Genomic DNA, 24,152 nt, shown 5'->3' with positions numbered 1-24,152 from the left:
CCATGAGCGGCGAACCGGCGCGCGGGTGTCGCGGATGCGGAGCCGGGCCCCTGACCCGGGTCCTCGATCTCGGCAAAATGCCTGCGGCAGACGACTTTCCGGCTCTGGATGCCGCCGAAACCGAGATCGAGTCGGCGCACCCCCTGGCCATGGACTACTGCCTCGCCTGCGGTCTCGCCCAGCTGGCCGAGGACGACACCGTCACCGCCGAACCACGCGGGGTCGAACCGCAGGCCCTGCGAGATCAAGCCGCCGACGCCCTGGCCCGCGTCTCGGCCGCCGGGTGGCTGCGTGGATCTCGGCCGCCTGGCGGCAGCACGGCGGCAAGCGAGCCCGAGAAGCACGGCAGCACCGTCCGGGAATTCGGCAGCCCGCACGGCGGCAGCTGGCTGCCCCTGCTCACCGCGCGCGGATTCATCGAAACCGCCGACGCCGCAGACGTCGTCATCGACTGCTTCGGCATCATGCACGTGCCCGATCAACGCGCGGCCTTCGCGGTCCGCGCCGCCGCCACCGCACCCGACGGCGTGCTGCTGCTCCAATTCCATTCGCTGCACGCCATAGTCACGCACGGCCAATGGAATGCCCTGCGCCACGGTCATTTCGCCTACTACACCCTCGCATCCCTGCGCCGCCTGCTGGCCGATGCGGGCATGAGCGTGGTCACCGCCTGGGAGTTCGGCCTCTACGGCGGAACGATTCTGGTGGCCGCCGTGCACGGCGACGTCCCGCCCGACGCAACGGTCCAGCGCATTCTCGCGGCGGAATCCGATGTGGAGGAACTACTTCCGGACCTGCAGCACGCCGCCGACGAACAGGCGCACGCGCTGCGCTCCTGGCTGGAGTCGGAAGCCGTTGCCGGTCACCGGGTTTACGCCTACGGCGCGGCCTCGCGCGCGGTCGCGCTGCTGCACCTGGCGGGCGCGCACCGCGGCCTGCTCACCGCGGTCGCCGACGCGTCCCCGGCCAAGCAGGGCCGGCGCATGCCCGGCACCGACATCCCGATCATCGATCCGGCGGAACTCGTTGCCGCGCATCCGGATCGAGTCTTCCTCACGCTGCCCGACCTGTTGCAGGAGGTCAGGTCGCGGCTGCCCGAACTCGACGGGAGGTGGGTGGTACAACTTCCCGAACCGCCGTGAGGCGCAACCGGATAGCTTGGCACGCACGGTCGCGTATCAGGCAACGAACGCACGGTTTGTGATGGCGATCATGCGAATGCACTGACACACCGGTCGGTCCGGTGGGATAGTCTCAGCGTGAGGTCGATCACGACCATGGGGGAAGACGGGCAACGCACCGGCCGCAAGGCGAGCAATGCCCTGGGCCCCGATGTCACTTGGGGAAATCAATTGCGCGCGTGCTTCTTACGCGCACGCTGCACCTGATGAGGGAATGGGATCAATCATGAAGCGCACCACTCAGCGCGCCGCCGCGCGCACCATGGCCGTCGCCGCCGCACTCACCATCGGCCTGGCCATGAACACCGGCTCCTCGCTGGCCGGCATCGACTCCGCCAACTCCATCGTGGATCGGCAGGGCCGCACGGTCGAGGCCATCCAGATGGACACCAACTTCCAGTTCGTCGCGCCGCTCGACGGAAATCCGTTGACCCGCGAGTGGTTCCACAATGGCAAAGCCTGTTTCAAGGTCTCCGGCCCCAAGGCCGACGACTGGTCGGGCACCATCACCGTCGGCTACCAGGTCGGCTTCCCCGCCACCCTGAACGGCAAGCTCCGCTTCCAATGGTCGACCCCCAGCCTCGGCCTGGAGCTCGACGGCGACCCCAGCGTGAATATCGGTGATCTGATTCCGCGCGCGGGCGTCGAGGTCGAGGTGGGCTTCGGCCCCGGCATCGAGACCATCGAGGCCGCCAGCGGCGACATCTCCGGCACGGACGGTTTCATTCAGATGTCGGGCTTCCACGGCACGGTAACCGGTGTGCTGGGCCAGGTTTCGATCCGTCCCTGGGTGAAGATCGTCACCAGCAACGGTGACACCGTCATCACCTACGGGCCGCTCTGGCAGATCTGATCCGCGTGCGCAGGCGATCTGCGGCGGCCCGTGCCAGCCGCAGATCGCCCGCCAGGCGTGCGCCCCGGCCCACCACGCCCGGATGCTCGGCGTTCAGCCGGTGCTGCATCCGCCACTCCTCGGCCAGCGACCCGACACCCGGATCACGCCATGCCGCAAGGGTTTCCGGCAAACCGTAGAACGATCCGAAGGCACTCATCCGCGCGATCAGATCCACGTGCACGGGATAGTCCGGATCACCGCGGAACCCGCCCACCCGATCGAAATCCGCGCGCCGGAACACCGTGGCCGCGACCGGCCCGAATTCCGCCGGACCGCGCCGCACGATCGTGCGCATCAGTGATCGAATATCACGCTGCCCCAGCAGATTCGGCAGCCCCACCGCGTTCGCCAGCACCTGCCCCGATGCATCGAGCAACTGGAACTTCGCGCAGCACACCGCGATTCCATTGTCGCCCATGACGGTGATCTGCCGATCCAGCGCCCCCGGCAGCAGGATCTCCCCCGCGTCGACCACCTTCACCAGCCGCCTCGTGGACAGCGACACCGCCTTGTTCCAGCTCTCCCCCACCGGCAGCGGAACCTCGTTGCGCACCAGCCGCACCCGCGCGTCCGCACAGGAGGTCACGACCGCCGCCGCATCCCCGCCGCCGGCATTGTCCAGCACGATCACCTCGACCTCGGTGTCCTGCTCCAGAATCGAGCGCAGCGTTTGTTCCAGTCCACCGTCTGCGTCCTGCACCGGAACACACACCGACAGAATTGCCATCCACTCCCCCTGCACCACGCCGTCGACCCGATCGACACATCATCCGTTAGCGCACAGGGCGTCGTCCACCACCTGATGCATATCCACGCGCTGCTGGGTGCCGCCGAAGATATCGGGAATCTGGTTCATGCTCACGGTCACCGACCGGCCGGTGGTCGCACCGCCGTAGACGAAACTGCCGTGCATGGTCCCACCGTGGCCCCACGCGTCGGCCCCACACGAGGTCACCCAGTGGAACAGCCCCAGCCCGAATTCCTCCGACCGCCGGAAGTCACCGCTGGGCACGGTCTTCCGCATCTCCGCCAGCTGATCGGGCCCCAGCACCGCACCCGAGACCAGCGCCGCGTAGAACCGGCTCAGATCCGCACTGGTGGACACCATGGCCCCGTCCGACAGCCCCCAGCCGGGATCGATATCGGTGACATCGACTCGGTTGCCGCCGAATTCGTGATAAGCCTGCGCGTGCGGCCCGCGAATCGTGTTCTCCGCCGGGAACACCGGCCAATAGGTGTCCACGAGCTGCAACGGCATGAGAATCCGCCGCGTCACCTCCACCCCCACCGGCGCACCCGTCACCTGCTCCACCAGCTTCCCGGCCAGCAGATAGTTGGTATTCGAATACACCGCCCGTTCGCCCGGCCGATACTGCGCCTGCTCGCCCAGCCCCAGCGCGATCAGATCGTCGGCGGTCTTCCACTGCCGCAATGCCGCCACCGATTCCAGCTCGAGCATCGGCAGATAGTCCGGAATCCCACTGGTGTGCTGCAACAGCTGCCGCACCGTGATCGCATTCCCGTCCCCGCCCGGCCCGCGCACCACGCCGGGCAGATACCGTTCGATGGGCGCGTCCAGCTCGACCCGCCCCTCACCCACCAGCTGCAGCACCACGACGGCCACAAAGGTCTTGGTATTGCTCGCGATCCGGAACTGCGCATTGTCGGGGAACCCCGCGCCGGTGGCGATATCGCCGACCCCGCTGGCTACCAGCCGATTTCGCTCGCCGTCCCGCAGGACGAGCTGCGCACCCGGCACATCCATCCCGGTGACAATGGCATCCAGATCCGCCTGTAGCAGGCCGGTGAGCTCATCAGCGTCGGCGGCGGGCGTTCCCGCCGTCGCGAAGGCCGCCGTCGCGGCAACCAGCATGATTCCGAATGTCTTGGCTGCCATCGAGAGTGCGGCACCGCGGCGCATATGTCCTCCAAAGAGAGTGGCCGGCGAGGGGAACCGGCCAGCATGTCATACGCGCAGGGCAGGAGCGCGGTTCGACCGCGGCTCATCTGTGACCTGAACCCGGCGAAATCGGCCCGCGCGGCGTCAGATCGAACGCGGCGTCAGATTGAACGCGGCGTCAGATCGAACCCAGCGGCAGACTCCACTTGCTGCACAGCCACCGGCCGTCCACATAGTCCATGGACATGGAGATGGTCTTGCTCTCGGTGGTATCGGCCTGTCCCTTGGTGGAATTCACCAGCTGCACCTCCGCCGCGAACTCGTAATGCGTCGAGTTCCCCGAGGTGATGGTGCACGTGGCAGCAGTGGCCCGCGTGTGCTCCGAATCCTGTTCCAGGATCAAAGCGATGGTGGGCAGCAGATTCTGCGCGTCGGTCTTCCAGGTACCGGTCGCCCCGTCGATCACCTTCGCCTGCCAGCCACTGCCGTCGCTGTAGTCGTAGGTGGTCATGAGCTTCGCGTACTCACAGGCCACCGCGGTGGCCGCCGCCTGGTTCGCCGCCGAGTCCCCCGTGCCCGCGATATCGCTGCTGCCCCCGGTGTCCCCCGCCCCGATGCGGAAATGCAGCGCGCCACTGCCGAATCCGATGCCTGCCGCGGCCACCACCACCAGCGCCACGAGAAACAGCAGAACGGCCGTCTTCCGGCTGCGGCGCGAGCGCGCCTGCGGTGCGGCCGAGCCGGACGCGCCCGCGTGCATGGTCGGCATCGCGTCCTGTGGATCAGGACCCTGCTGCGGTGAGTACGTACCCGACGCAGTCGGATAGCTCAACGGAGAAATCGGCTGCGCGGCGGGCCCGGTGGGCGCCCCGCCCGGCTGGGTCGTCAATGCCGCGCCGCGCGTGGTCCCGAACTGTGGCGGCGCCGTCGCCTCACCCCGCACGAACGGCGCCGCCAGCGCCTGCTCGGCCGCCGCCGCCAGTTCGCCGCAACTGTTGAATCGCCGGTTCGGATCCTTGGCCAGCGCCCGTTCGATCACCGCGTCGAAAGTCGCCGACACGTCCGCATTCCGGGCGCTCGGCCGTGGAATCCGGCCATTGAGGTGCCCGTTCACCAGCTGCGCGGTGGTCCCGCCCGGATACGGCAGCTCACCGGTCAGCATGTGAAAGAACGTGCATCCCAGCGCGTACACATCAGCGCGCTGATCCATATCGGCTCGTAGCTCGAACTGCTCCGGCGACGCGTACTGGAAGCTCGCGTACATCTCCCCGGTGCGCGTCAGCGCGCTGGTCTGATCCAGCGCCTTCGCAATCCCGAAGTCCGCCAGGAAAACTCGCTGCTCCGGCCCCCACTCCAGCAGGATATTGCCCGGCTTCACATCCCGGTGCAGCACACCCGCCCGATGCGCGTGATCCAGTGCCCGCGCCGTCTCCCGCAGAATCCGCACCGCGTAGTCGGCCCGCAGCGCCCCCTGCGCCAGCACCGCCGCCACATCCGTGCCCTCGACGAATTGCATGGCCATCCACAGCCGCTCGTCGGTCGTGCCGCGCGCGTACACGGCCACGATATTGGGATGCGACAGCCGCGCCGCGGTATCGGCCTCGCGCAAGAACCGCGCCCGCACTTCGGCGTCATCGCCGCCGGCGGTGCTCAGCAGTTTGAGGGCCACGAACCGCGGCAGATCGCGATCGTGCGCGAGGTACACCTCGCCCATGCCGCCGACGCCGAGCAGCCGTTCGATCCGATAGCCCGCGAATACCTGGCCCTGAGCCAGCTTCCTCCCCAAGATCTCACTCCTCCGAGTGCCGCGTGCTGCCGATCACCTTATCGCACAATGGTTTGACGGCGGTTCCCAGGCCGGCCGCGAATCGAGGTGCAGCCATGGCGCGCAATACTCCTGTGCTCGCGATGCTCGCCATGCTGCTGTTCCTGGCGGGATGCGGGGTCGAGGGCACGGCGGTGCCCGCGGAAATCGATGTGCGCACCCTGGATGTGGGCGCCTACCCGGTGGACAAGTTCCATCATGATCAAGATTCCAGGGGCGCAGGCGCTCTCGTGGAGGGTATGCGCATGTCCGAAGCCGTCACCACCGGCCCGCCCATCGACTCGACGCTGTCGGTGGGATTGCGCGGCGAGGTCGTGAACGACGCGGAATTCGCCGAGGAGGAGTACCTCGCCGGGTATTCCGCCGACGTGCTGCGCACTCGGAACATGATCGTCGGCTACGCCTCCATCAGCTCCGACACTCCCGCGGCCGAGGGCGCCTACCTGCCCGATCCGCCCGGCACCGGGGTGATCAGCCTCGTCATGCGCTTCCCGAGCGAATCCGACGCCAAACTCGCGGCCCGCGAACTCGAGGACGTGGATTTCGCGCACGCCGCCGATCAGAACAAGCGGCTCGGACTGTCCGAATATCCGGACGCCTATATTCACTGGCGGCCGGGGATCGCGGATATCGGAACGTTCATGGCGTACCGGCAGTTCGTCATCTCGCTGCTGATCCAGCGGCCCCGCGCCGACTCCGCCGACCTGCTCGACTGGGTGCGCAAGACCCTGGACGCACAGGTAGCGCTGCTCGACACCTTCCAGCCCACGCCGACCGAGAAGATCGACGACCTGCCCATCGATCCCGACGGCGTTCTCGATCGCGTCCTCACCGCGCACCGCGGCAGCCGAGCGCCCGATCCGGCGAGCTTCGGCGTCTACGGCCCGTCCTTCTACACCCACAATGCCTTCGACCAGACCCTGGTCCGAAAGCTGCTCGCCGACAATGGAGCCGATCGGATCGGCATCGACGACTCGGCCGCGATCATTCGCACCCGCGACACCGGGACGGCGGCCGACCTGATCACCGGCATCGCCAATAACCTCGGTTCGGCCTTCGATCCCATCAAGGGCCCCGGCTCGGTACCCGGCGTGAAATGCTTCCACCGCACCGGTGGCGGCTCCAGCGACGCCGCCTACCGCTGCTATGTCCCCTATCGCCGGTATGCCGCGATCGTCAGCGCCGAGACCGAGGACGACGTCAAACAGAAGGTCGCCGCCCAGTACGCGCTGCTGGCCAACAGCATGTAGCGTCCAGCGGGGAGAGGGGGATGTACACGTATGCGGGATTTCGCTCGTAGCAATGAGATTCAGGCTCGGCTGCACGATCTGGTCCCCGGCGGGGCGCACACCTACGCGCGGGGATCGGATCAGTATCCGGAGGCCATGGCCCCGATCCTGGTGCGCGGCAGCGGAGCCCGGGTATGGGATCGCGACGGCAACGAATACGTCGAATACGGGATGGGCTTGCGCGCGGTGACGCTCGGACACGGTTACGCGCCGGTCCTCGACGCCGTGACGCGCACCATCGCCGACGGCGTCAGCTTCTCCCGGCCCACCGAACTGGAACTGCTTGCGGCACAGGACTTCCTGAGCCTGGTGCCCGGCGCGGACATGGTGAAGTTCGCCAAGAACGGCTCCGACGCCACCACCGCGGCCGTCCGCCTGGCCCGCGCGGTCACCGGCCGCGAAACGGTGGCCATCTGCGATCAGCCGTTCTTCTCGGTGGACGACTGGTTCATCGGCACCACCGACATGAACGCCGGCATCCCCGCCACCGACACCGTGCGCTTCCGCTACAACGACCTCGACTCCCTGGACGCCGCCCTGACCGCGCACCGGGTGGCCTGCGTGATCATGGAACAGGCCACCGCACTGGCCGAACCCGCACCCGGATTCCTGGAAGGCGTTCGCGCACTGTGTGATCGGCACGGTGCGCTACTGGTGTTCGACGAGATGATCACCGGCTTCCGCTGGGCCGCCGGCGGCGCGCAGCAGATCTACGGCGTGCGCCCGGACCTGTCCTGCTGGGGCAAGGCCATGGGCAACGGCTTCCCCATCTCCGCGCTGGCGGGCAAGCGCGAATACATGGAATTGGGCGGCCTGCGCACCGACGCCGACCGCGTCTTCCTGCTGTCCACCACGCACGGCCCGGAAACCGCTGGGCTGGCGGCCTTCCGGGCCGTCGTCCAGGCTTACCGTGACACCGACCCGGTCGCGCGCATGTCGGCGGCGGGCAGCCGCCTCGCCGCCGGTGTCAATGCCGTCGCCGCCGAACTCGGCATAGCCGGCCACCTCCAGGTGACCGGTCGCCCCTCCTGCCTGATCTTCCGCACCAAGGACCCCGAAGGCGTTGCCTCCCAACCCTTCCGAACCCTCTTCCTCCAGGAACTCCTCGAACGCGGCGTACTCGGCCAATCCTTCGTCACCTCCGCCGCCCACACCGACGCCGACATCGACCACACCATCGACGCCTGCCGCGAGGCCGCCGTCATCTACCGCAAAGCCCTCGAAAACGGCACCGTCGAGGGCCTGCTCACCGGCCGACCGGTCGCCCCCGCACTGCGCAGGAGTGCCTTCCCCCGCAGACTCCCCGACTGAAACGCGCCCGATGCTGTATTTATGAATGCGGTATTCATGACTGCTGTATTCGTGAATGCTGCGTTCACGCGCTCCGCAGTGAATCGTGAATGCGAATCGTATCTGCGAATGCGAGTGTGGCAGTGGGTGAGAACGGCACGGCCGGGGAACGTCATGATGACGCAGCGCGTGAGCACCGGCGCGGGGCGGCGCTCATTACCGGCGCGGCCGGAGATATCGGCCGCGCGGTAGCCGAAGTGCTGGTGGCCGCCGGCCGCGACGTGGTCATCGCCGACATCGACCTCGACGCCGCAGCGCAGGCCGCCTGCGAGCTCGGACCGAAAGCTACTGCGGTACAGCTGGATCTGGCGAACGCCGACAGCATCGCAAGCACAGCGCAGGCCGTACACGGATCGATCTCGGCGCTGGTGCACTGCGCCGGCCTCGCGATCGTCGAACCCTTCCTGACCAGTTCCGTGGCGCACTGGGATGCCATGCACGAGGTGAATCTGCGCGGTCCCATGCTCCTGACCCAGGCGCTGCTCCCCGGTCTGCTCGAAACCCACTCCGCCCGAATCGTTTTCGTCTCCTCCGACGGAGCCCGCGCCGGAGCCGGTGGCGAGGCCGCGTACGCAGCCTCCAAATCCGGCCTGTTCGGCTTCGCCAAATCCCTGGCGCGTGAGGTCGCCCGGCATCAGGTGACCGTGAACGTCGTGTGCCCCGGCCCGATCGAAGGGCAGATGGTGGCCCGCACCATGGCCGATCACCCCGGCGCGCTCGCCGCGCTGGAAAAGGCCATCCCCATGAAACGTCTCGGCCGGCCGGAGGAGGTCGCCGCGCTCATCGCATGGCTGGCGAGCCCGGCGGCCGGCTACATCACCGGCCAGCTGATCAGCGTCAGCGGCGGCATCACCATGCAGTGAGGAGCGGATCCCATGCCCACCATCCCCATAGTCGACGGTCACTTGCACCTGTGGGACACCGGCCACGGCTGGTATCCGCAACTGGCCCAATTCGCCGCCGGTGCGGGCAAACCCGAACTGGCGGACAACTTCCTGCTCGCCGACTACGAGCGCGCGGCCGGATCCACCGCCGTCGCCGGACTCGTGCACGTCTCCGCCACCACCGCGCCGCACGCCTACCTCGCCGAAACCCGCTGGGTCACCGAGCTCGCTGGACAAGCAAACCGCCCGGTGGCCATCATCGGCTCGGTCGATCCGGCCCTGCCCACGGCCGAACTGGCCGACCACCTCGAACAGCAGTCCCGCAGCCCGCATTTCCGAGGCATCCGCGTCTACCGGCGGCTCGCGCCCAACACGCCCGCCGCCGAGACCATCGCCGCCTGGCTACAGGAACGCGACGCCGTCTTCGACCTCGTCACCACCCCCGCCGAGACCGCCGACTGGATCGACTTCCTCGCCGGTTATCCGAATCTGCGCGTCGTCCTCGAACATCTCGGCCTGCCCGAGGGCACCGGCGCGGACGAACGCCTCGCCTGGCAGAAGTCACTCACCTTGGCGGCCAAGGAAACCGACTGGCGCTGCAAGGTCTCCGGCCTCGGCATGATCTGCCCCGACCTGTCCTGGGAGTCCCTCGCCTTCTGGCTCGAGACCACCGCCGACCTGTGGGGCTGGCGGCGGCTGCTCTTCGGCTCCAACATGCCGGTCGACACCATGGCGGGGAGCTACGCGGAACTCTTGGAGACGATCGATCGCATGGTGGCCGCCGACGCCACCGACCAGGAGGCCGAGTTCTTCTACGCGGCAAACGCCGCGGAGACCTACAGCCTGCGCTAGGCCAGACTCATGCGCTGGGCCAGAATCATGCGCTAGGCCAGACTCAGCTGCGAGACCAGGCGGCTGCCGGTCAGCCGGTACTCCGAGCCGATCAGCTCGTACATGCTGATGAATCCATCCAGATCATCGGCGGCCGTGTCGCCGCGCACGATCCAGTAGTGCGGGATTCCGAGCATGGCGTACACGCGCAGCTTGTCGATGGCCTCGCGCACCTGCCCGTCCTGCCACACCGCCTCCACCACGGCGAGCAGATGCGCCGGATCATGCGTGGTGCTGTGCTTGTCCGGCCGATGTCCGGGCTGGAACACCACCCCGTCGGCCACGAAATTGTGGTGCCCGGTATCCCCGCGCGCGAAGCCGCTGTCGGCGACGTACTGGTCGCCGGCGATCTCGTATCCGTTTCTGCGCCAGAACTCGAGCACGCTGAACACGATCCGGGAATACCAGAACGTGACGGGCATGAGTGTCAGCTCCAATCGACCGGCTCGTAGCTCCCACGCCCAGCCGCGCGGAACCTGCGGCAGGGCTTCGAATTCGGCGCGCGTCCGCACTCCGGTCATCGGTAGGTCGAGCTGTGTGGTCAACGACTCTCCCCTGCGATTCCGAGGCCGGACAAGACTGGAACACCATAACCTCAGACTGGGCGCTCGCCCGGCAAGACACTCGTCCAGTAACTGAAGGTTAGCCATGTGCGTCACGCGGTTACACGAAAACTGTTGTCACACACAACAACTGATGTAGCCCGGTGGTGACCAGTCACACACCGCCGAGGGCCCGATTCGGTTGATAGCAGTTTTGACTACCCGGTAAAGTTACCGACTAGTTAGGCACGAAGGTGTTCCTACCTCGGCCCGACTTCTGCTAAGGGGGCCACTCACTCACGTCCGCATCCACCGACGCATGTCGGACGAACAACGTTGGGCACCAACAAGTTCGTATGAAAAGGAGGGGACGATGGATTCCTACAAGGGCACGGCCTACATCGTCACGGGCGGAACCGGATTCCTGGGGCGGCGCGTCATCGCCGACCTGCTGCGCCGCGACCCGGACGCCGTGATCCACGCGCTGGTCCGCGAGGCGTCGGTCGCCAAACTGCGCGAGATGGCCGAAGGCTGGGGCGCCGACGATCGCGTCTTCCCGCTGATCGGCGACCTCACCGCACCCGGCCTCGGGCTGGTCGACGACGCGCCGAAGGCCGATCACGTCATCCACCTCGGCGCGATCTACGACATGACCGCCGACGAGGACACCACCTACGCCGCCAACGTGCAGGGGACGCGCGCGGTCGTGGAGCTGGCGCTGACCACGGGCGCTGTGCTGCACCATGTGTCGTCGGTCGCCGTCGCGGGCGATCACAAGGGCAAGTTCTTCGAGGACGACTTCGACCTCGGACAGCGGCTGACCTCGCCGTATCACCGCACCAAGTTCGAAGCCGAAAAGCTGGTGCGCGAAACGCAGGGCCTGCGGTGGCGGGTGTACCGTCCGGCCATCGTCGTCGGCGATTCCCGCACCGGTGAGATGGACAAGATCGACGGGCCGTACTACTTCTTCCCCGCCATCGCCGGGCTCGCGGCGCTGCCGTCGGAACTGCCGGTGCCGCTGCCCGATCTCGGCGCCACCAATATCGTTCCGGTCGACTACGTGTCCGCCGCCATGGTCGAGCTGATCCGCAAGCCTGGACTGCTCGGCCGCACCTTCCACCTCACCAACCCGGAGCCGCAGCCGTTCTCCGAGGTGTACGCCGCCCTGGCCCGCGCCGCCGGCGCACCCAGCGGCATCGGCACCGTGCCCGGCAGCAATGTGGCGCTGCACGCGCTCGGTGGCCTGCCGGGTGTGCCCGCGGTGCGCGATTTCCTGTTGGAGCGCTTCGGGATTCCCGCCGAGGTCGCGCCGCACACCGCCTTCGAATCGGAGTTCGTCTCCGAATCCACCCAGGCGCTGCTGCGCGGAGCGGGCATCGAGGTGCCCGCGTTCGACACCTACGCCGGGATTCTGTGGGACTACTGGCACGAGCACCTCGACCCCGATCGCGCCCGCCGCGGCGACGGTGAACCCCTCGACGGCCGCATCGTTCTCATCACCGGCGCCTCCTCCGGCATCGGCCTGGCCACCGCGCACGCCGTCGCGCGACGCGGAGCCACCGTGCTGATGGTCGCCCGCACCCCCGAGGACCTGGAGGCCGCCGCCGCCCAGGTGCGCGCCGAAAGCGGTGCGGCACAGGCATATACGTGCGACATCACCGACGAGAAGTCGGTCGAGCTGCTCGTGAAGCAGGTGCTGGCCGACCACGGTCACGTCGACTTCGTCGTCAACAACGCGGGCCGCTCCATCCGCCGCTCGGTGGTCAACTCCACCGACCGCATGCACGACTTCGAACGGACCATGGCGGTCAACTACTTCGGCGCCGTCCGCCTCATCCTGGCCCTGCTCCCCTCCATGCGCGAACGCCGCTTCGGCCACTTCGTCAACATCTCCTCCATCGCCGTCCAGACCAAGGTTCCCCGCTTCGCCGCCTACGTGGCCAGCAAATCCGCCCTGGACAACTTCAGCGAAATCGCCGCAGTCGAAAACGCCGACGCCGGAATCACTTTCACCTCCGTCCGCATGCCCCTCGTCCGCACCCCCATGATCGCCCCCACCGACCTCTACAAGTCCATCCCCGTCCACACCCCCGAACAAGCCGCCGACATCGTGGTCCGGGCCCTGGAACACCGCCCCAGCCGCATCGACACCCCCATCGGCACCTTCGCCCAATTCGTCGACACCGTCATGCCGTCGGTGAAACGCGCCATCCTCCACCAGGGTTACCGCATGTTCGGCGAATCCAAGGCCGCCAAGTCCAGCACCCTCCCGCAGGACACCACAGCCGAGGACGCCACGGCGCAGGACACCCCCACCCAGCCCGGAGGTCGCAGCCCCCTCCTCGCCCTGGCCCCAATCGTCCAGCCCCTCATGGGCTTGCCGACCCCAGCCGCCCGAATCGTCAACCGAATCCCCGGCCTGCACTGGTAACCGCCCACCCCAGAGCGGACCATCGGAATCTCGAAGCCACCACAGCAGAAGTCCCCAGCTGTAGCGCGAGATCCACAGGGCGTAGCCGGGTTCAACGAATCCGGCTACGCCCCAACCAGCTTCGAAGCAGAACGTCAGCCACGGTCACGCCAGCCTCAGCCCTGCCAGCCTCAGCCCTGCCAGCCTGAGCCGCATCAGTCATGGCCACATCAAGTTCGACCACATCAGCCTCGGCCGCACCGGATTCAAGCGCGCAAGGTTCGGACGCGACAGGTTCGGCTACATCGGCTTTGGCCACATCATGCTCGCTCGAGACAGGTTCGGGGCAAGTCAGGGCTCAGGCAGGCAGGTGTAGGTGGAGCCCTGGCTCGGGCCGCGTCAGGGGTTCGGCAGGCTGAGACCAGTAAGGAGGCACCCAGAACTGCCAATCAGGACAAGTCAGATTCTGAAAACCTGCAGTTCACGGCATGTTTCGTCTGGCGTGTCATGATCGGCGGGCTCTAGAATTAGCACATGCGTTCGATCGAAGGGCTCGACACCGCCGCCGCCGACCAGCAGGTCGGCGCGGCGGTCGCGGCCCTGCTCGACGCCGTCGACACCCTGCGCGAACTGCCCCTCGCCGCCCACAGCGATGCCAAGGCAATGGACCTGCTGCGTGCCACCGAACTGGCGACCCGCAAGCTGGTCGCGTTCCAGACCCCGCAATTCGTGGATCTGGCCGAACGCGGTGTCGACAAGAAGGCCGGAGTCGGCTCGATGCCGCTGTTCCTCAAAGAGGCCCTGCACCTGTCCAGCGCCGACGCCTACGCGCGTGCTCACCGCGCCGCCGACTGCGGGCAACTGCTGGCCGCCGACGGCAGCCCGCGCCCGGTCCGGCTGGCGCACACCGCCGCCGCCCACGCCGAGGGCCTGATCTCGGTCGACCACATCCGCAACATCGCCACCGTCATGAACCGCATCCCCGACCGGGTGGACGCGGCCAAACGCGAACAGGCCGAACAGATCCTGGCCGAGTACGCCACGGCAGGCTCCCCTGATCGGCTCACCATCATCGGCAATGCGATCCTGGCGCGCCTGGATCCCGACGGCACCCTCACCGACCTCGAGGACCAGGCTCGCATGCGCACCGTCACCTTGGGCCACCAGCGCGCCGACGGCATGTCCAGCTTGACGGGTGAGATCGACCCGACCCTGCGCGCCTACCTCGCGGCGTTCCTGCAGAAATACGCCCGCCCCGGCATGTGCAACCCCGACGACCCCCACAGCCCCACCACCGGCGAAGAACCCGACACCGATGTGGTGCGCGAGGCCGCGGCCCGCGACACCCGTACCGTCGGGCAACGCAACCACGACGCCCTCGTCGCCCTGTTCGCCCCGGCCACCCGCCTCGATGACCTGGGCCGCCATCGCGGCCTGCCGGTACAGGCGATTATCACCATGACCCTCGACCAGCTCGAAGAACGCGCGGGCGTGGCCACCACCGCTACCGGTGGCACAGTGTCGATTCCGGAAGCATTGAAAATGGCCGAACGCTCGACTCCCATACTGGCGTTGTTCGACCACACCGCCGGGATGCCGCTGCACCTCGAGCGCGGCAAGCGACTGGCCACCCCCACCCAAAGATTGGCGTTGATCGCCGCCGAACGCGGCTGCACCCGCCCCGGCTGCGACGCCCCCGCTTCCCTGACCGCAGTCCACCACATCCAGGAATGGGCCAAAGGCGGACTCACCGACCTCCCCAACCTCACCCTGGCCTGCGACCGCTGCCACGCCTTGGTCCACGACGGTCCCGACGGCTGGAAAACGGTTGTCATGCCGGAGCATTCGGACTACCCGGGCCGCACCGGCTGGATCGCACCCGCCCACATCGACCCCACCCGAACCCCCAGAGTCAATCACCGCCACCACGCCGACGAACTGCTCGCCCAAGCCCGCACCCGCGTCGCCGCCCACACCGAACAGGTCGCACGTGACCGCCGGAACCGCCTGCGCTGCAACCGCCCCGAGACCACCTCCCCACCAGACACACCCGCGCCGGGCACAGATCCCGCGCCGGGCACCCCACCCGCGCCGGCCACCCCACCACCAACAGCAGGCACCCCACCGGCCGACGGTGTCCCACCTGCACCGCGCATCGAATAGGCGAACAGCACCGAAACCCTGCAGGCCCGGCGATCACCGGGTCTCGCAGGGCTGACCCATGCCCCGCACTCGGAACCCGCGCACACATCCTCGGTGGATCAAAGGGCAGGTACACGGGGCCCACGTCGCCGAGTCAGGCGCGAAATCCTTCTGCTCCAGCGGCGTTCGGGAGGACAAGCCAAGACCAAGCAGTGGGGTCACCTCGCCTGCCCTACCGGACTTTCGCTCCCCCATTGGGAGCCGCATCCTCACCTTCCCCTCGTGGGGCCTGGCCCTGGTTACCTTCAGAGACAAAAGCCCCAGAACCAAAACACCAAACCAGCGCCCCAAAGGACAAGGGCGCCAGAACAAGGGCGCCAGGACCAGAAACAACCAAGAACATGAGCCCAAAAGTGAAACGCAAACGCGGGAAGCCGGGCGTTTCATGATCAGGGAGTTCTGGTGGCGGGAATTTGTCCGATTCCCCGCCATCAGAGCTCCCTGATCATGAAAGGGAGGTCTTCCGGGTGAGGATTTCCCGGGTTGATGTTTCACTCTCGGGGGGCGGGTTCTTCCCGTCCGGGCGCTTTTGGGGTTTGGTTCTTGGCGTTTTGGGGTTCTTGGCGTTTGGTTCTTGATGTTTCGGTTCTTGAGGTTTTGTCCCTGAAGGTGACCAGGGCCAGGCCCCACGTACGGGAGGGTGAGGATACGGCTCCCAATGGGGGAGCCAAAGTCCGGTAGGGCAGGCGAAGTGACCAGCACTGCGTGTTTATTCTTGTCCTCCCGAACCCCGCTGGGACAGAAGCGGATGCGACGGACCCGGCTACGTAGGCCCCGAGAACAATCCCCGTGCACGCCCAAACCCACTCCGCTACCTTGTCGACATGCACGCACCCCCCGACACCCTCCTCGGGATGATGCAACGCGGTCACGGCAGAACCCTCGCCCGAGCAACCCAAGAACCCCAAGCAGCAACCGAGTTCACCATCGACTGCATCACCCACGACCCCCGCTGGGACCACCAGGTCGAGGAACGCGCGTGGCTCTACGCCACCCTGATCACCAACCTCCGAATCGAACTACCGAGACTCCGCGCCGCCTACGACACCCCCGCGGATCCATGCGGCGATACCGACGCCTGGCTTGTCACAGCGGTTCTCGGCCTCCTCGCCACCAAAGGCGTCGAAGGCAGCGTCAGCGAGTTGCGGTATTACCTCCGCACCGGACGCGACGTCAACCAGGCCATGTCCGCACTCCTGCCACACATCGACCACCCCGAGGCCGAGGAGATCCGCACAGACCTCCTGGACTTCGCCAGCGCCGAAACAGCCGATCGCACAGGGGTTCCGGCCGCACCAAGGATTACCCGAGCCGACCGGGACAGACAGGCACGGGTCCGAGTGCTGAGCGCAGCAGCGAAAACGAATCTCAAAGCATCCGTTTCGATCGACGAATTGGACGACGCCCAATGGGAGAGAGTGCTTTTGCAGTGCGCGCCGACCTTTCTGCGCGGCGAAGATTTCCCGCTCGTGCTGCGCATCGCCGTACGGAGATGTATACGTCAGCTGCGCTCACCATCCGCACGAGTGTGGGCCAAGGATCATGCGGATCTCGATAGCCCGGTCGGAGATGCGGCCCTGTCACTGCTGGCCGATCTCAGCGAACCCGCTGATGGGCCAATGCTGTTCGAGCTTCTCAGTGCAGCGATGGAACGGGGCGACGACTACATGTATCACCAGTGCTCACTCGTCGACGGGATTGCTCGAGGACGCTACCTGCCGGCCGTTGAGACCGTCGACGAGATCTTCGACAACACCGTGTACTCGTATCTGCGCACCAAATGCGCCAGCGCATTGAGCGGTCTGGCAGAGGATTTCGCCACCGGGCGTGCGATCGAATGCCTCGATGATTGCGAGAGCAGGACTCGCGCTATCGGCATCGCACATGCCGACTTGTCGAAAGCTGTTGTGCGCGAGCGGCTCGGCCGGATCGTGAACGACCCGACCGAGGACCAGGACAACAGGCGTGCCGCCGCGGATCAGATGCGGTCGGCGGCGAAGTTGGCTGCCGCTACGAAACTGTCGCCGTAGGCCACGTGGGAGGCGGCGTTGGCGCCACCACCGCAAACGGGATCGCCTCCCGCACAGTAGTTTCCGGTGCGCCAGAGATAGGCGTCGGGGACGTTCCAGCCGATTGCGCGCATGGGGTCACCGAAGAGCAGGACCGCCGCCACGCGGTCGCCGAGGTCACCGGGGAGTTGGACGCGGCCCGCGACCCAGGCGACAGCACCGGTGCCGAGGGCGGCATGGATCGCCGCGGCGCCCTGGGAGTAGCCGACCAGAACGAAGCGCTGGCCGGGACAGGCGGCGGCTTGAGAAGCCAAGTGGCCCACCAGATCCGCGCTGCCCGCACCGAGGTTGAAGGAGTAGTCGGCGGGATAGTTGACGGGGTAGGCGGTCGTGGAGGCGGGGAGGCGGTCCTGCAGCATGCCGTAGAGCGGGTTGCCGACCGCGTCACCGAGCCAACCGGATTCGCCGGTGCCGCGAGCCACGACCACATCGATGTCGGCACACCAGTCGGCGTGCGCCACGGGCTGTCGCAGTGGGAAGAACAAACTTGTGGCGACCATGGCCATTACGGCGAAAATCCAAGCCGTGCGCAGTCTTTCGAATACCGGCCGATAGCCAGGCAGCAGAACCCTTCGGTTGCTCATTTCCCTCACCCCTCACGCCATTGTGAGAAGCCGGATGACTCTTGTCAGTGACAAGTGACGCTTCACCCGGCTATGTCAGCCAAGGTAGGGAGATCACCGGAGTGCGGCAACGAATGCTACTGGAGAGTTACTTAATAGGTGCCCAACCGTAGCGGCGCGAAACTTGTTATCTACAAGCTACTTTGAGGCAACGAAGTGGCATCGAACCGGTCCGGAGGCAGACCGCGAACGGCGCGCAAAGTGGAACCCGTTCCCATAGTGTGTTGATATGGAACGACTTACAGGGCTCGATGCGAGCTTCCTCTATCTCGAAACAGACACTCAACTCCTGCACGTGTGTGCACTGCTCATAGTCGACCCGGCCGCAGACGGCGTGGAATTCGACTTCGATACTTTCAAGGACGAGCTCGGGCGGCGACTGCACCTGATCCCCGCCATGACGCGGCGGCTGCACAATGTGCCTTTCAACCTCGATCATCCGGTGTGGCAGCAGGACCCGGATTTCGATCTCGGATACCACGTCCGGCGCACCACCCTGCCTGAGCCGGGCGGGCGGCGGGAACTGGCCGATGTGACAGCCGAAATCGCGGGCCGGCCGCTGGACAGACGGCATCCGCTGTGGGAGATGTGGGTGGTCGAGGGGCTGCCGCACGGCAAGGTCGCGGTGATCTCCAAGTACCACCATGCGATCGTGGACGGCATCACCGGCACGAACATGATGATGCATCTGTGTGATCTGGAGCCCGGCGTGAGCTACCCGCCTCCGGCCGAAACCACCAGCACGCCAGACGAACCGAATGATCTCCTGCTCGCCGGGGAAGCCTTGCTGAAGCTGCCCGGCAAGCTCGGGTTGGTCGGCATGGTGCCCAAAACCATTGGCATTCTGGGCGGTCTGGTGCAACGACGGCGTAATGCCGGTGGCACCCGCGGCATGCCGCTGCCGTTCACCGCGCCGCGCACGATGTTCAATCGGGCAATCACCCCGCATCGCGCGGTGTCGTTCGTGCAGACCGACCTGGCCGATATCAAGGAGATAAAGACCGCCTTCGGCATCAAGGTCAATGATGTGGTGCTGGCCGTGGTCGGCGGGGCGCTGCGCAGCTACCTCGAACTGCACGACAGCCTGCCCGAAACCTCGCTCATGGCCTCGGTTCCCGTGTCCACGCACGAGACCTCACGCCACGAGGAGGGCACCAACAAGGTGTCCACCATCTTCGCGCGCCTGCACACCGAGATCGCCGATCCGGTGGCGCGGCTGCTCGCCATCGCCGAGGACAATCGCGGGGCCAAGGAGGAGCACAACCTCATCGGCGCCGATTTCCTGCAGGATTGGGCGAAGTACGCGCCGCCCAACACTTTTCAGCTCGCGGCGCGGGCTTACTCGTCACTGAAGCTGGCCGAGCGGCATCCGGTGGTGCACAACCTGGTGGTGTCGAATGTGCCCGGACCCAACTTCCCCATGTACTTCCTGGGCGTGCGAGTGTCCTCGATGTATCCCTTCGGGCCGGTCTTCCACGGCGCGGGATTGACCGCAACGGTCATCTCCACCAATGGAAATCTCGATTTCGGCTTCATCGCCTGCCGGGAGCTGGTGCCCGATGTGGAGAAGATCGCCGACGCCGTGCCGGAAGTGATCACCGAGCTGCTCAAGGCAGCGCGCGAGAAGCACTAGCCACAGATTGCACGGCCTCGAGGAATACGGGGACAAAGACGTCCGCCTCGAGTGCGCAGGCCGCGTGTCCGGCCTTCGCGAGGAAGATCTCCGCTCCCGGAATCATTTTCGCCATTTCCAGCTGACGATAGACGGGCAGTGCCCGGTCTCGCGTGGTGATCACCACGGCCGTCGGCGCCTTGATGGTCGCCAGCCAGGGCGACGAATCGAATCTACCCAGCACCGCCACCGCCTGCGAGATGGCCCAGCCGCTGGTGCTGCGCCACTGCGTCATGGCCCACTGATTCATCCGGCCCACCGGCCAGGACGTCGCCGGCAGTTCCGGCAGGCGCGCGGCATACAGTTCCGCGCGGCGGAAGGACAATTGCGCCACGCTCGTCATGACGGCGCTCCAGGAACGATGAAAGGCGCGTTCGCGCCACTTGTCCTGGAAGCTGTAGGTGGTGGCGGCCAGCACCAGCCCGCCCACACGATCGGGATGCCGGCGCGCGATGAGCTGCGCGACGATGCCGCCCATGGAATACCCCGCGTAGATGGGCTTTTCGACGCCGAGCACATCGGCCAGCGCCACCGCGTCATCGGCCAGATCGTCGAGATCGAAACGCTCCGAACGGATTCCGTGCCCGTGCCAGCGCTGATCGAAGACCACCACCCGGTAGTTCTCCTGCAGCTCCTTCAACATCGGGAACCAGTTCAGCATGCCGGTGGTGGCCGAGCCGTGCAGCAGGAACAGGACCGGCGCGTCCGGCGCCGGGCCGGGCAGGTCCACCACATAGGTCCGCCCGCGCCCCGGCAACTCGACCATCGAACCGGCCGGCACCTCGGTCAACCTGGAAATACGCTGTGATAGCCGACGGCCGCGACGGTTCTCGCCGCTACTGGTCCCGGTCCGTGTATCCCAACTGGAGTTCGTCATCGAATGCCTCCCGGCGCGCCGCCCCCGCGAGCGGAAATGAAACACGTTCCAGTCGATGATGCCATATACGGCAGAGGTTGACCCGATGCGACGCGTCAGTCCTCGCAGACAGCGGGCGCGGGGACGACAGTCGTGATGACCACGGGCGCCGGGGTGGTGGGCGGGGCGGCGACGGCCTCGGGGGCGGGTATCTCGTAGAGGCGAATTCCGGTGTAGCGCAACGCCCCTGGTTCGATCGTCAGGTCCGGGAGCCAGGCGATGTGGCCGAAATTGTCGGTGACGACGACGGTGAACGGGCCCGCGCCCGCACCCGACACCGACCACACATTGTCGTAACCGCGGCGCAGTGGGATGGGATCGCCGCCGGAAGCAGGAAGCAAGGAGACCTGACCGATGGGGTTTCCGCTGCCACCGACCAGCAGGCCCATCCAGTCGGCATTGGATCCCGGCTGCACGCGGTAGAACAGTTCCGGGGCGGGGTTGGGGTCGCGCACGCGGGTGAAGCGGATCTGCGCCACGCCGTCGGTCGGGTTGGCGATCGCCTCGAAAGCCGCTCTGCTGAGGTCGTATTGGTGCGGGGCGCAGCCCGGGCAGCGGTCCACGATCTGGGCGCGCACGCTGCCGCGCGGGCCGTCGATATCGATGTAGGAGCCGCACGGGTCCGAACCCGCGTATTCGCTGGTAGGCACGCCGACGTAGTAGCCGTCCAGCGGCAGATCCGGCAGGGAACAGGCCACGCCGGGGGTGAAGGAGTAGAACCGCGCCTCGCCGCGTTCGGTGGCCGCGACCGATTCGGTGACCGGAAGCTGCTGCGCAGTAACCGAACTGGGAGTGGGTGCCGGGACGGTAACCACGGTGGTGCGCGGTGCGGCGGTACGGCAGGCCGCCGGCTGCGGCCACATCATCCAGGTCACCGCCCCCACCACGACCGCCCCCGTGAGCGCCGTCCACATCCATGGTCTTCCGTTGCGAACTTCTTCAAACCCCGTGCGGTGCATGGCCGCTCCCCAGCCTCCGAATCATGTTTGCTGCAACGATGCTGAACCCCTTTCAGAAAAGCAGCAGCGATGGTCTCGTATGGCTCGAATCGGAAACTCGTAACGAAAGGCTCGGCGTGTCACCGGCGTGTCCTGGATCTGAACGACCTGCCAGGCCCAGCCGTATGTCCTGGTGTCCGTACCCACCCCAGGAGCGCCCGCCATGCCCGAAACAGCACCGCCCGAAACAGCCCCGCCCGATCTCACACCCTTCTACGAACAGGTCCAAGCGCATTACGACCTCTCCGACGAGTTCTACGCGCTGTTCCTCGACCCGTCGATGACCTACAGCTGCGCGTACTTCCCCCGGGAGGGCATGAGCCTGGAACAGGCTCAGGAGGCCAAGATCGATCTGGCACTCGGCAAGCTCGGCCTCGAACCCGGCATGACGTTGCTCGACATCGGTTGCGGGTGGGGCGCGACCATGCTGCGCGCGGCCAAGGAATACGGCGTCCGGGTCGTCGGACTCACGCTCAGCCGCAATCAGTACGAGTATGCGCGCGCCCGCATCGAGACCCTCGGCATCGCGAATGCCGAAGTGCGCCTACAGGGTTGGGAAGAATACGACGGCTCACCCGACCGGATCGTCAGCATCGGGGCGTTCGAGCACTTCCGGAAGGCGCGATACGCCGACTTCTTCGCACGCTGCCATCGCATGCTGCCCGAGGACGGGCGAATGCTGTTGCACACCATCATCGGGCATACGCTCGCCGAGCTGCGGGCCCGGAATGTTCCCGTGACCCGGGCGGACGCGCTCTTCCACATTTTCATCAAGCGTGAGATCTTCCCCGGCGGGCAGCTGCCGCAGCCGGAAGTCATCACGCGCATGGCCGGCGCGGCCGGATTCGACACCGCGCGCATTCACGCGCTGCGCCCGCATTACGCGCACACCCTGGATCTGTGGGCGGAGGCGCTGCGGGCCCACCGCGACGACGCCGTGGGCCTCACCTCGGAGGAGGTGTACGCGCGGTACATGAAGTACCTCAACGGCTGCGCGCACTACTTCCGCACCGGGCATCTGGATGTCATGCAGTTCACGCTCGTGAAGCAGCCGTAAACACCTGCGCGCACGCCCACGATGATCAGGGCGTGGGTGGGAAACTTTCGATCGTCAGGGTCGTCGGGCCGGTACTGGGGGCGCTCGCGTTCGCGGGGTGGGCGGCGGTCGGCGCGTACCTCTTCGTCCTCGCGAACTTCGCGACGGCCGATACGCGATGCGGGGAATTCACGCGCACCCCGCGAATCGACGCGGAGGGCGTTTCCTGGGTGCTCGGCTACGGGCTCGTCTGGATCGCACCCTTCCTCGTTCTGCTGCTGATCTTCCGCAACCGGCTGACCCTGATCCTCACCGGCATCCCGATCGTCGTGGCGGCAGTGGCCGTGGTCTTCCTGCTCACGCACCCGTGGTCGTTCTGCTTCTGAGAAACCGCCGCTTCGCGCAATAGTTGCGGCGGCAGCGGGTAGGCCCTCGATATCCACCGGTGTCGAGCGGATCGGAGAGCATGGTGACCAGGTTCGGGTACACGTTGATGACCGAGCAGAGCGGGCCGCGGGAATTGGTGCGGTATGCGATGGCGGCCGAGGAGGCCGGGTTCGATTTCGCGGTGATCAGTGACCACTATTCGCCGTGGCTGCGCGAGCAGGGGCACGCGCCCAATGCGTGGGTGACGCTGGGGGCCGTCGCGTCGGCCACCCGGCGGATGGGGTTGATGACCTTCGTGACGTGTCCGACCATGCGCTATCACCCGGTGGTCGTGGCACAGCAGGCGGCGACCCTGCAGATTCTGGCGGACGGACGATTCACGCTGGGGCTGGGCAGCGGCGAGAACCTGAACGAGCACGTGGTGGGACAGCGCTGGCCGGGGGTGCGGGAGCGACACGAACGGCTGGCCGAAGCGACGGAGATCATTCGGGCGCTGTTCGGCGGGGAAACCGTGACCCGGCACGGGAAATGGTTCCAGGTGGATACGGCCAAGCTGTGGGATCTTCCGGAAGCGCCTGTGCCGCTTGCCATCGCGGTGTCCGGGGAACGCTCGGTGGAGCAGTTCGCGCCGCTGGCCGACGAGATGGTGTCGAACGCGCCCACAGGGGAGATCATCGAGGCGTGGCACGGCGTGCGGGCGCGGGAACTCGGTGTCGCCGAACCGTGCCGGGTGACCGGGCAGGTGCCGATCTGCTGGGATCCCGACCGGGACACCGCGATTCGGCGCGCACACGAACAGTTCCGGTGGTCGGCCGGCGGGTGGGAGGTCAATACCGATCTGCCGACGCCCGCCGCGTTCGACGCGGCCGCGCAGTTCGTGCGGCCGGAGGATGTGGCCGGGCATATCCCGTGCGGACCCGACCTCGACGCGATCGTCGAGGCCGTACAGCCGTATCGGAAGGCCGGATTCACCGATATCGCGGTCGTGCAGGTGGGCGACGAGCACCAGGAGGAGTTCCTGGCCAAGACGGCGGTGCAGCTGCTGGCAAAACTGCGTGACGCCGATGTGCGGCCGGTATAGC

Annotated in this window: 20 protein-coding genes; 13 read left to right on the top strand and 7 right to left on the bottom strand. The window is 66.8% G+C overall.

Annotation, left to right across the window (positions count from 1 at the left end):
- The first annotated feature begins 2 nt into the window (after nucleotides 1-2).
- Nucleotides 3-1,142: a class I SAM-dependent methyltransferase gene (locus H0264_RS19770; protein WP_181578913.1), complete on the top strand. Its 1,140-nt coding sequence runs from the start codon at nucleotides 3-5 to the stop codon at nucleotides 1,140-1,142.
- A gap of 265 nt (nucleotides 1,143-1,407) precedes the next feature.
- Nucleotides 1,408-2,034, top strand: coding sequence for an MspA family porin (locus H0264_RS19765; RefSeq protein ID WP_231086150.1), 627 nt, complete (start codon nucleotides 1,408-1,410; stop codon nucleotides 2,032-2,034).
- On the opposite strand, the gene H0264_RS19760 is transcribed toward H0264_RS19765, so the two are convergent.
- From H0264_RS19760 to H0264_RS19750, 3 genes are all read right to left on the bottom strand, one after another.
- On the bottom strand, nucleotides 2,006-2,803 hold the full coding sequence (locus tag H0264_RS19760; RefSeq protein ID WP_181578912.1) for a glycosyltransferase family 2 protein: 798 nt from the start codon (nucleotides 2,801-2,803) through the stop codon (nucleotides 2,006-2,008). The two genes, H0264_RS19765 and H0264_RS19760, sit on opposite strands and share 29 nt — an antisense overlap.
- A gap of 39 nt (nucleotides 2,804-2,842) precedes the next feature.
- Entirely contained in the window at nucleotides 2,843-3,973 is a 1,131-nt protein-coding gene (locus H0264_RS19755; protein WP_181578911.1) for a serine hydrolase domain-containing protein, read from the bottom strand.
- A gap of 181 nt (nucleotides 3,974-4,154) precedes the next feature.
- Nucleotides 4,155-5,762, bottom strand: a complete 1,608-nt coding sequence (locus H0264_RS19750) for a serine/threonine-protein kinase (RefSeq protein ID WP_181578910.1) — start codon at nucleotides 5,760-5,762, stop codon at nucleotides 4,155-4,157.
- 95 nt (nucleotides 5,763-5,857) lie between these two features.
- On the opposite strand from H0264_RS19750, the gene H0264_RS19745 reads away from it, so the two are divergent.
- The 4 genes from H0264_RS19745 (at nucleotide 5,858) to H0264_RS19730 (ending at nucleotide 10,176) form a co-directional block, all read left to right on the top strand.
- Nucleotides 5,858-7,051, top strand: a complete 1,194-nt coding sequence (locus H0264_RS19745; protein ID WP_181578909.1) for a DUF7373 family lipoprotein — start codon at nucleotides 5,858-5,860, stop codon at nucleotides 7,049-7,051.
- A gap of 30 nt (nucleotides 7,052-7,081) precedes the next feature.
- On the top strand, nucleotides 7,082-8,401 hold the full coding sequence (locus H0264_RS19740) for a glutamate-1-semialdehyde 2,1-aminomutase (protein WP_181578908.1): 1,320 nt from the start codon (nucleotides 7,082-7,084) through the stop codon (nucleotides 8,399-8,401).
- Between the two features lie 116 nt (nucleotides 8,402-8,517).
- Nucleotides 8,518-9,303 (top strand): SDR family NAD(P)-dependent oxidoreductase, encoded by a 786-nt coding sequence (locus H0264_RS19735; protein ID WP_220139795.1) that lies wholly within the window; start codon nucleotides 8,518-8,520, stop codon nucleotides 9,301-9,303.
- 12 nt (nucleotides 9,304-9,315) lie between these two features.
- The gene (locus H0264_RS19730; protein WP_181578906.1) at nucleotides 9,316-10,176 is read left to right on the top strand and encodes an amidohydrolase family protein; all 861 of its coding nucleotides are present in this window, start codon (nucleotides 9,316-9,318) and stop codon (nucleotides 10,174-10,176) included.
- A 32-nt stretch (nucleotides 10,177-10,208) separates the two neighbouring features.
- Here H0264_RS19730 and H0264_RS19725 read toward each other — a convergent pair whose 3' ends face one another.
- The gene (locus H0264_RS19725; protein ID WP_181578905.1) at nucleotides 10,209-10,760 is read right to left on the bottom strand and encodes a Uma2 family endonuclease; all 552 of its coding nucleotides are present in this window, start codon (nucleotides 10,758-10,760) and stop codon (nucleotides 10,209-10,211) included.
- 370 nt (nucleotides 10,761-11,130) lie between these two features.
- Between H0264_RS19725 and H0264_RS19720 the strand changes: the two genes are divergently transcribed.
- The 3 genes from H0264_RS19720 (at nucleotide 11,131) to H0264_RS19710 (ending at nucleotide 17,399) form a co-directional block, all read left to right on the top strand.
- Entirely contained in the window at nucleotides 11,131-13,188 is a 2,058-nt protein-coding gene (locus tag H0264_RS19720; protein WP_181578904.1) for an SDR family oxidoreductase, read from the top strand.
- Nucleotides 13,189-13,701: 513 nt separating this feature from the next.
- Nucleotides 13,702-15,330, top strand: coding sequence for an HNH endonuclease signature motif containing protein (locus H0264_RS19715; protein WP_181578903.1), 1,629 nt, complete (start codon nucleotides 13,702-13,704; stop codon nucleotides 15,328-15,330).
- A gap of 1,181 nt (nucleotides 15,331-16,511) precedes the next feature.
- Nucleotides 16,512-17,399 carry a hypothetical protein gene (locus tag H0264_RS19710; RefSeq protein WP_181578902.1) on the top strand — a complete coding sequence of 296 codons (888 nt, stop codon included), beginning with the start codon at nucleotides 16,512-16,514 and terminating at the stop codon, nucleotides 17,397-17,399.
- On the opposite strand, the gene H0264_RS19705 is transcribed toward H0264_RS19710, so the two are convergent.
- Nucleotides 17,348-18,022, bottom strand: a complete 675-nt coding sequence (locus H0264_RS19705) for a cutinase family protein (RefSeq protein ID WP_181578901.1) — start codon at nucleotides 18,020-18,022, stop codon at nucleotides 17,348-17,350. The genes H0264_RS19710 and H0264_RS19705 overlap by 52 nt on opposite strands.
- Nucleotides 18,023-18,290: 268 nt before the next feature.
- Between H0264_RS19705 and H0264_RS19700 the strand changes: the two genes are divergently transcribed.
- Nucleotides 18,291-19,694: a WS/DGAT/MGAT family O-acyltransferase gene (locus H0264_RS19700; protein ID WP_181578900.1), complete on the top strand. Its 1,404-nt coding sequence runs from the start codon at nucleotides 18,291-18,293 to the stop codon at nucleotides 19,692-19,694.
- On the opposite strand, the gene H0264_RS19695 is transcribed toward H0264_RS19700, so the two are convergent.
- Both H0264_RS19695 and H0264_RS19690 read right to left on the bottom strand, forming a co-directional pair.
- Nucleotides 19,669-20,499 carry an alpha/beta fold hydrolase gene (locus H0264_RS19695; protein ID WP_231086164.1) on the bottom strand — a complete coding sequence of 277 codons (831 nt, stop codon included), beginning with the start codon at nucleotides 20,497-20,499 and terminating at the stop codon, nucleotides 19,669-19,671. The two genes, H0264_RS19700 and H0264_RS19695, sit on opposite strands and share 26 nt — an antisense overlap.
- A gap of 206 nt (nucleotides 20,500-20,705) precedes the next feature.
- The gene (locus H0264_RS19690; protein WP_181578898.1) at nucleotides 20,706-21,563 is read right to left on the bottom strand and encodes an expansin EXLX1 family cellulose-binding protein; all 858 of its coding nucleotides are present in this window, start codon (nucleotides 21,561-21,563) and stop codon (nucleotides 20,706-20,708) included.
- 247 nt (nucleotides 21,564-21,810) lie between these two features.
- On the opposite strand from H0264_RS19690, the gene H0264_RS19685 reads away from it, so the two are divergent.
- The 3 genes from H0264_RS19685 (at nucleotide 21,811) to H0264_RS19675 (ending at nucleotide 24,151) form a co-directional block, all read left to right on the top strand.
- The gene (locus H0264_RS19685; RefSeq protein ID WP_181578897.1) at nucleotides 21,811-22,704 is read left to right on the top strand and encodes a cyclopropane mycolic acid synthase family methyltransferase; all 894 of its coding nucleotides are present in this window, start codon (nucleotides 21,811-21,813) and stop codon (nucleotides 22,702-22,704) included.
- 32 nt (nucleotides 22,705-22,736) lie between these two features.
- Nucleotides 22,737-23,069, top strand: coding sequence for a hypothetical protein (locus H0264_RS19680; protein WP_181578896.1), 333 nt, complete (start codon nucleotides 22,737-22,739; stop codon nucleotides 23,067-23,069).
- An 83-nt stretch (nucleotides 23,070-23,152) separates the two neighbouring features.
- Nucleotides 23,153-24,151, top strand: a complete 999-nt coding sequence (locus H0264_RS19675) for a TIGR03557 family F420-dependent LLM class oxidoreductase (RefSeq protein WP_181585678.1) — start codon at nucleotides 23,153-23,155, stop codon at nucleotides 24,149-24,151.
- Nucleotide 24,152 lies beyond the last annotated feature (1 nt).

The sequence above is a fragment of the Nocardia huaxiensis genome, assembly GCF_013744875.1.
GTDB classification, from domain to species: domain Bacteria; phylum Actinomycetota; class Actinomycetes; order Mycobacteriales; family Mycobacteriaceae; genus Nocardia; species Nocardia huaxiensis.
Note: the sequence above shows the minus strand (reverse complement) of the source record. Positions and strands in the feature narration are given on the sequence as shown.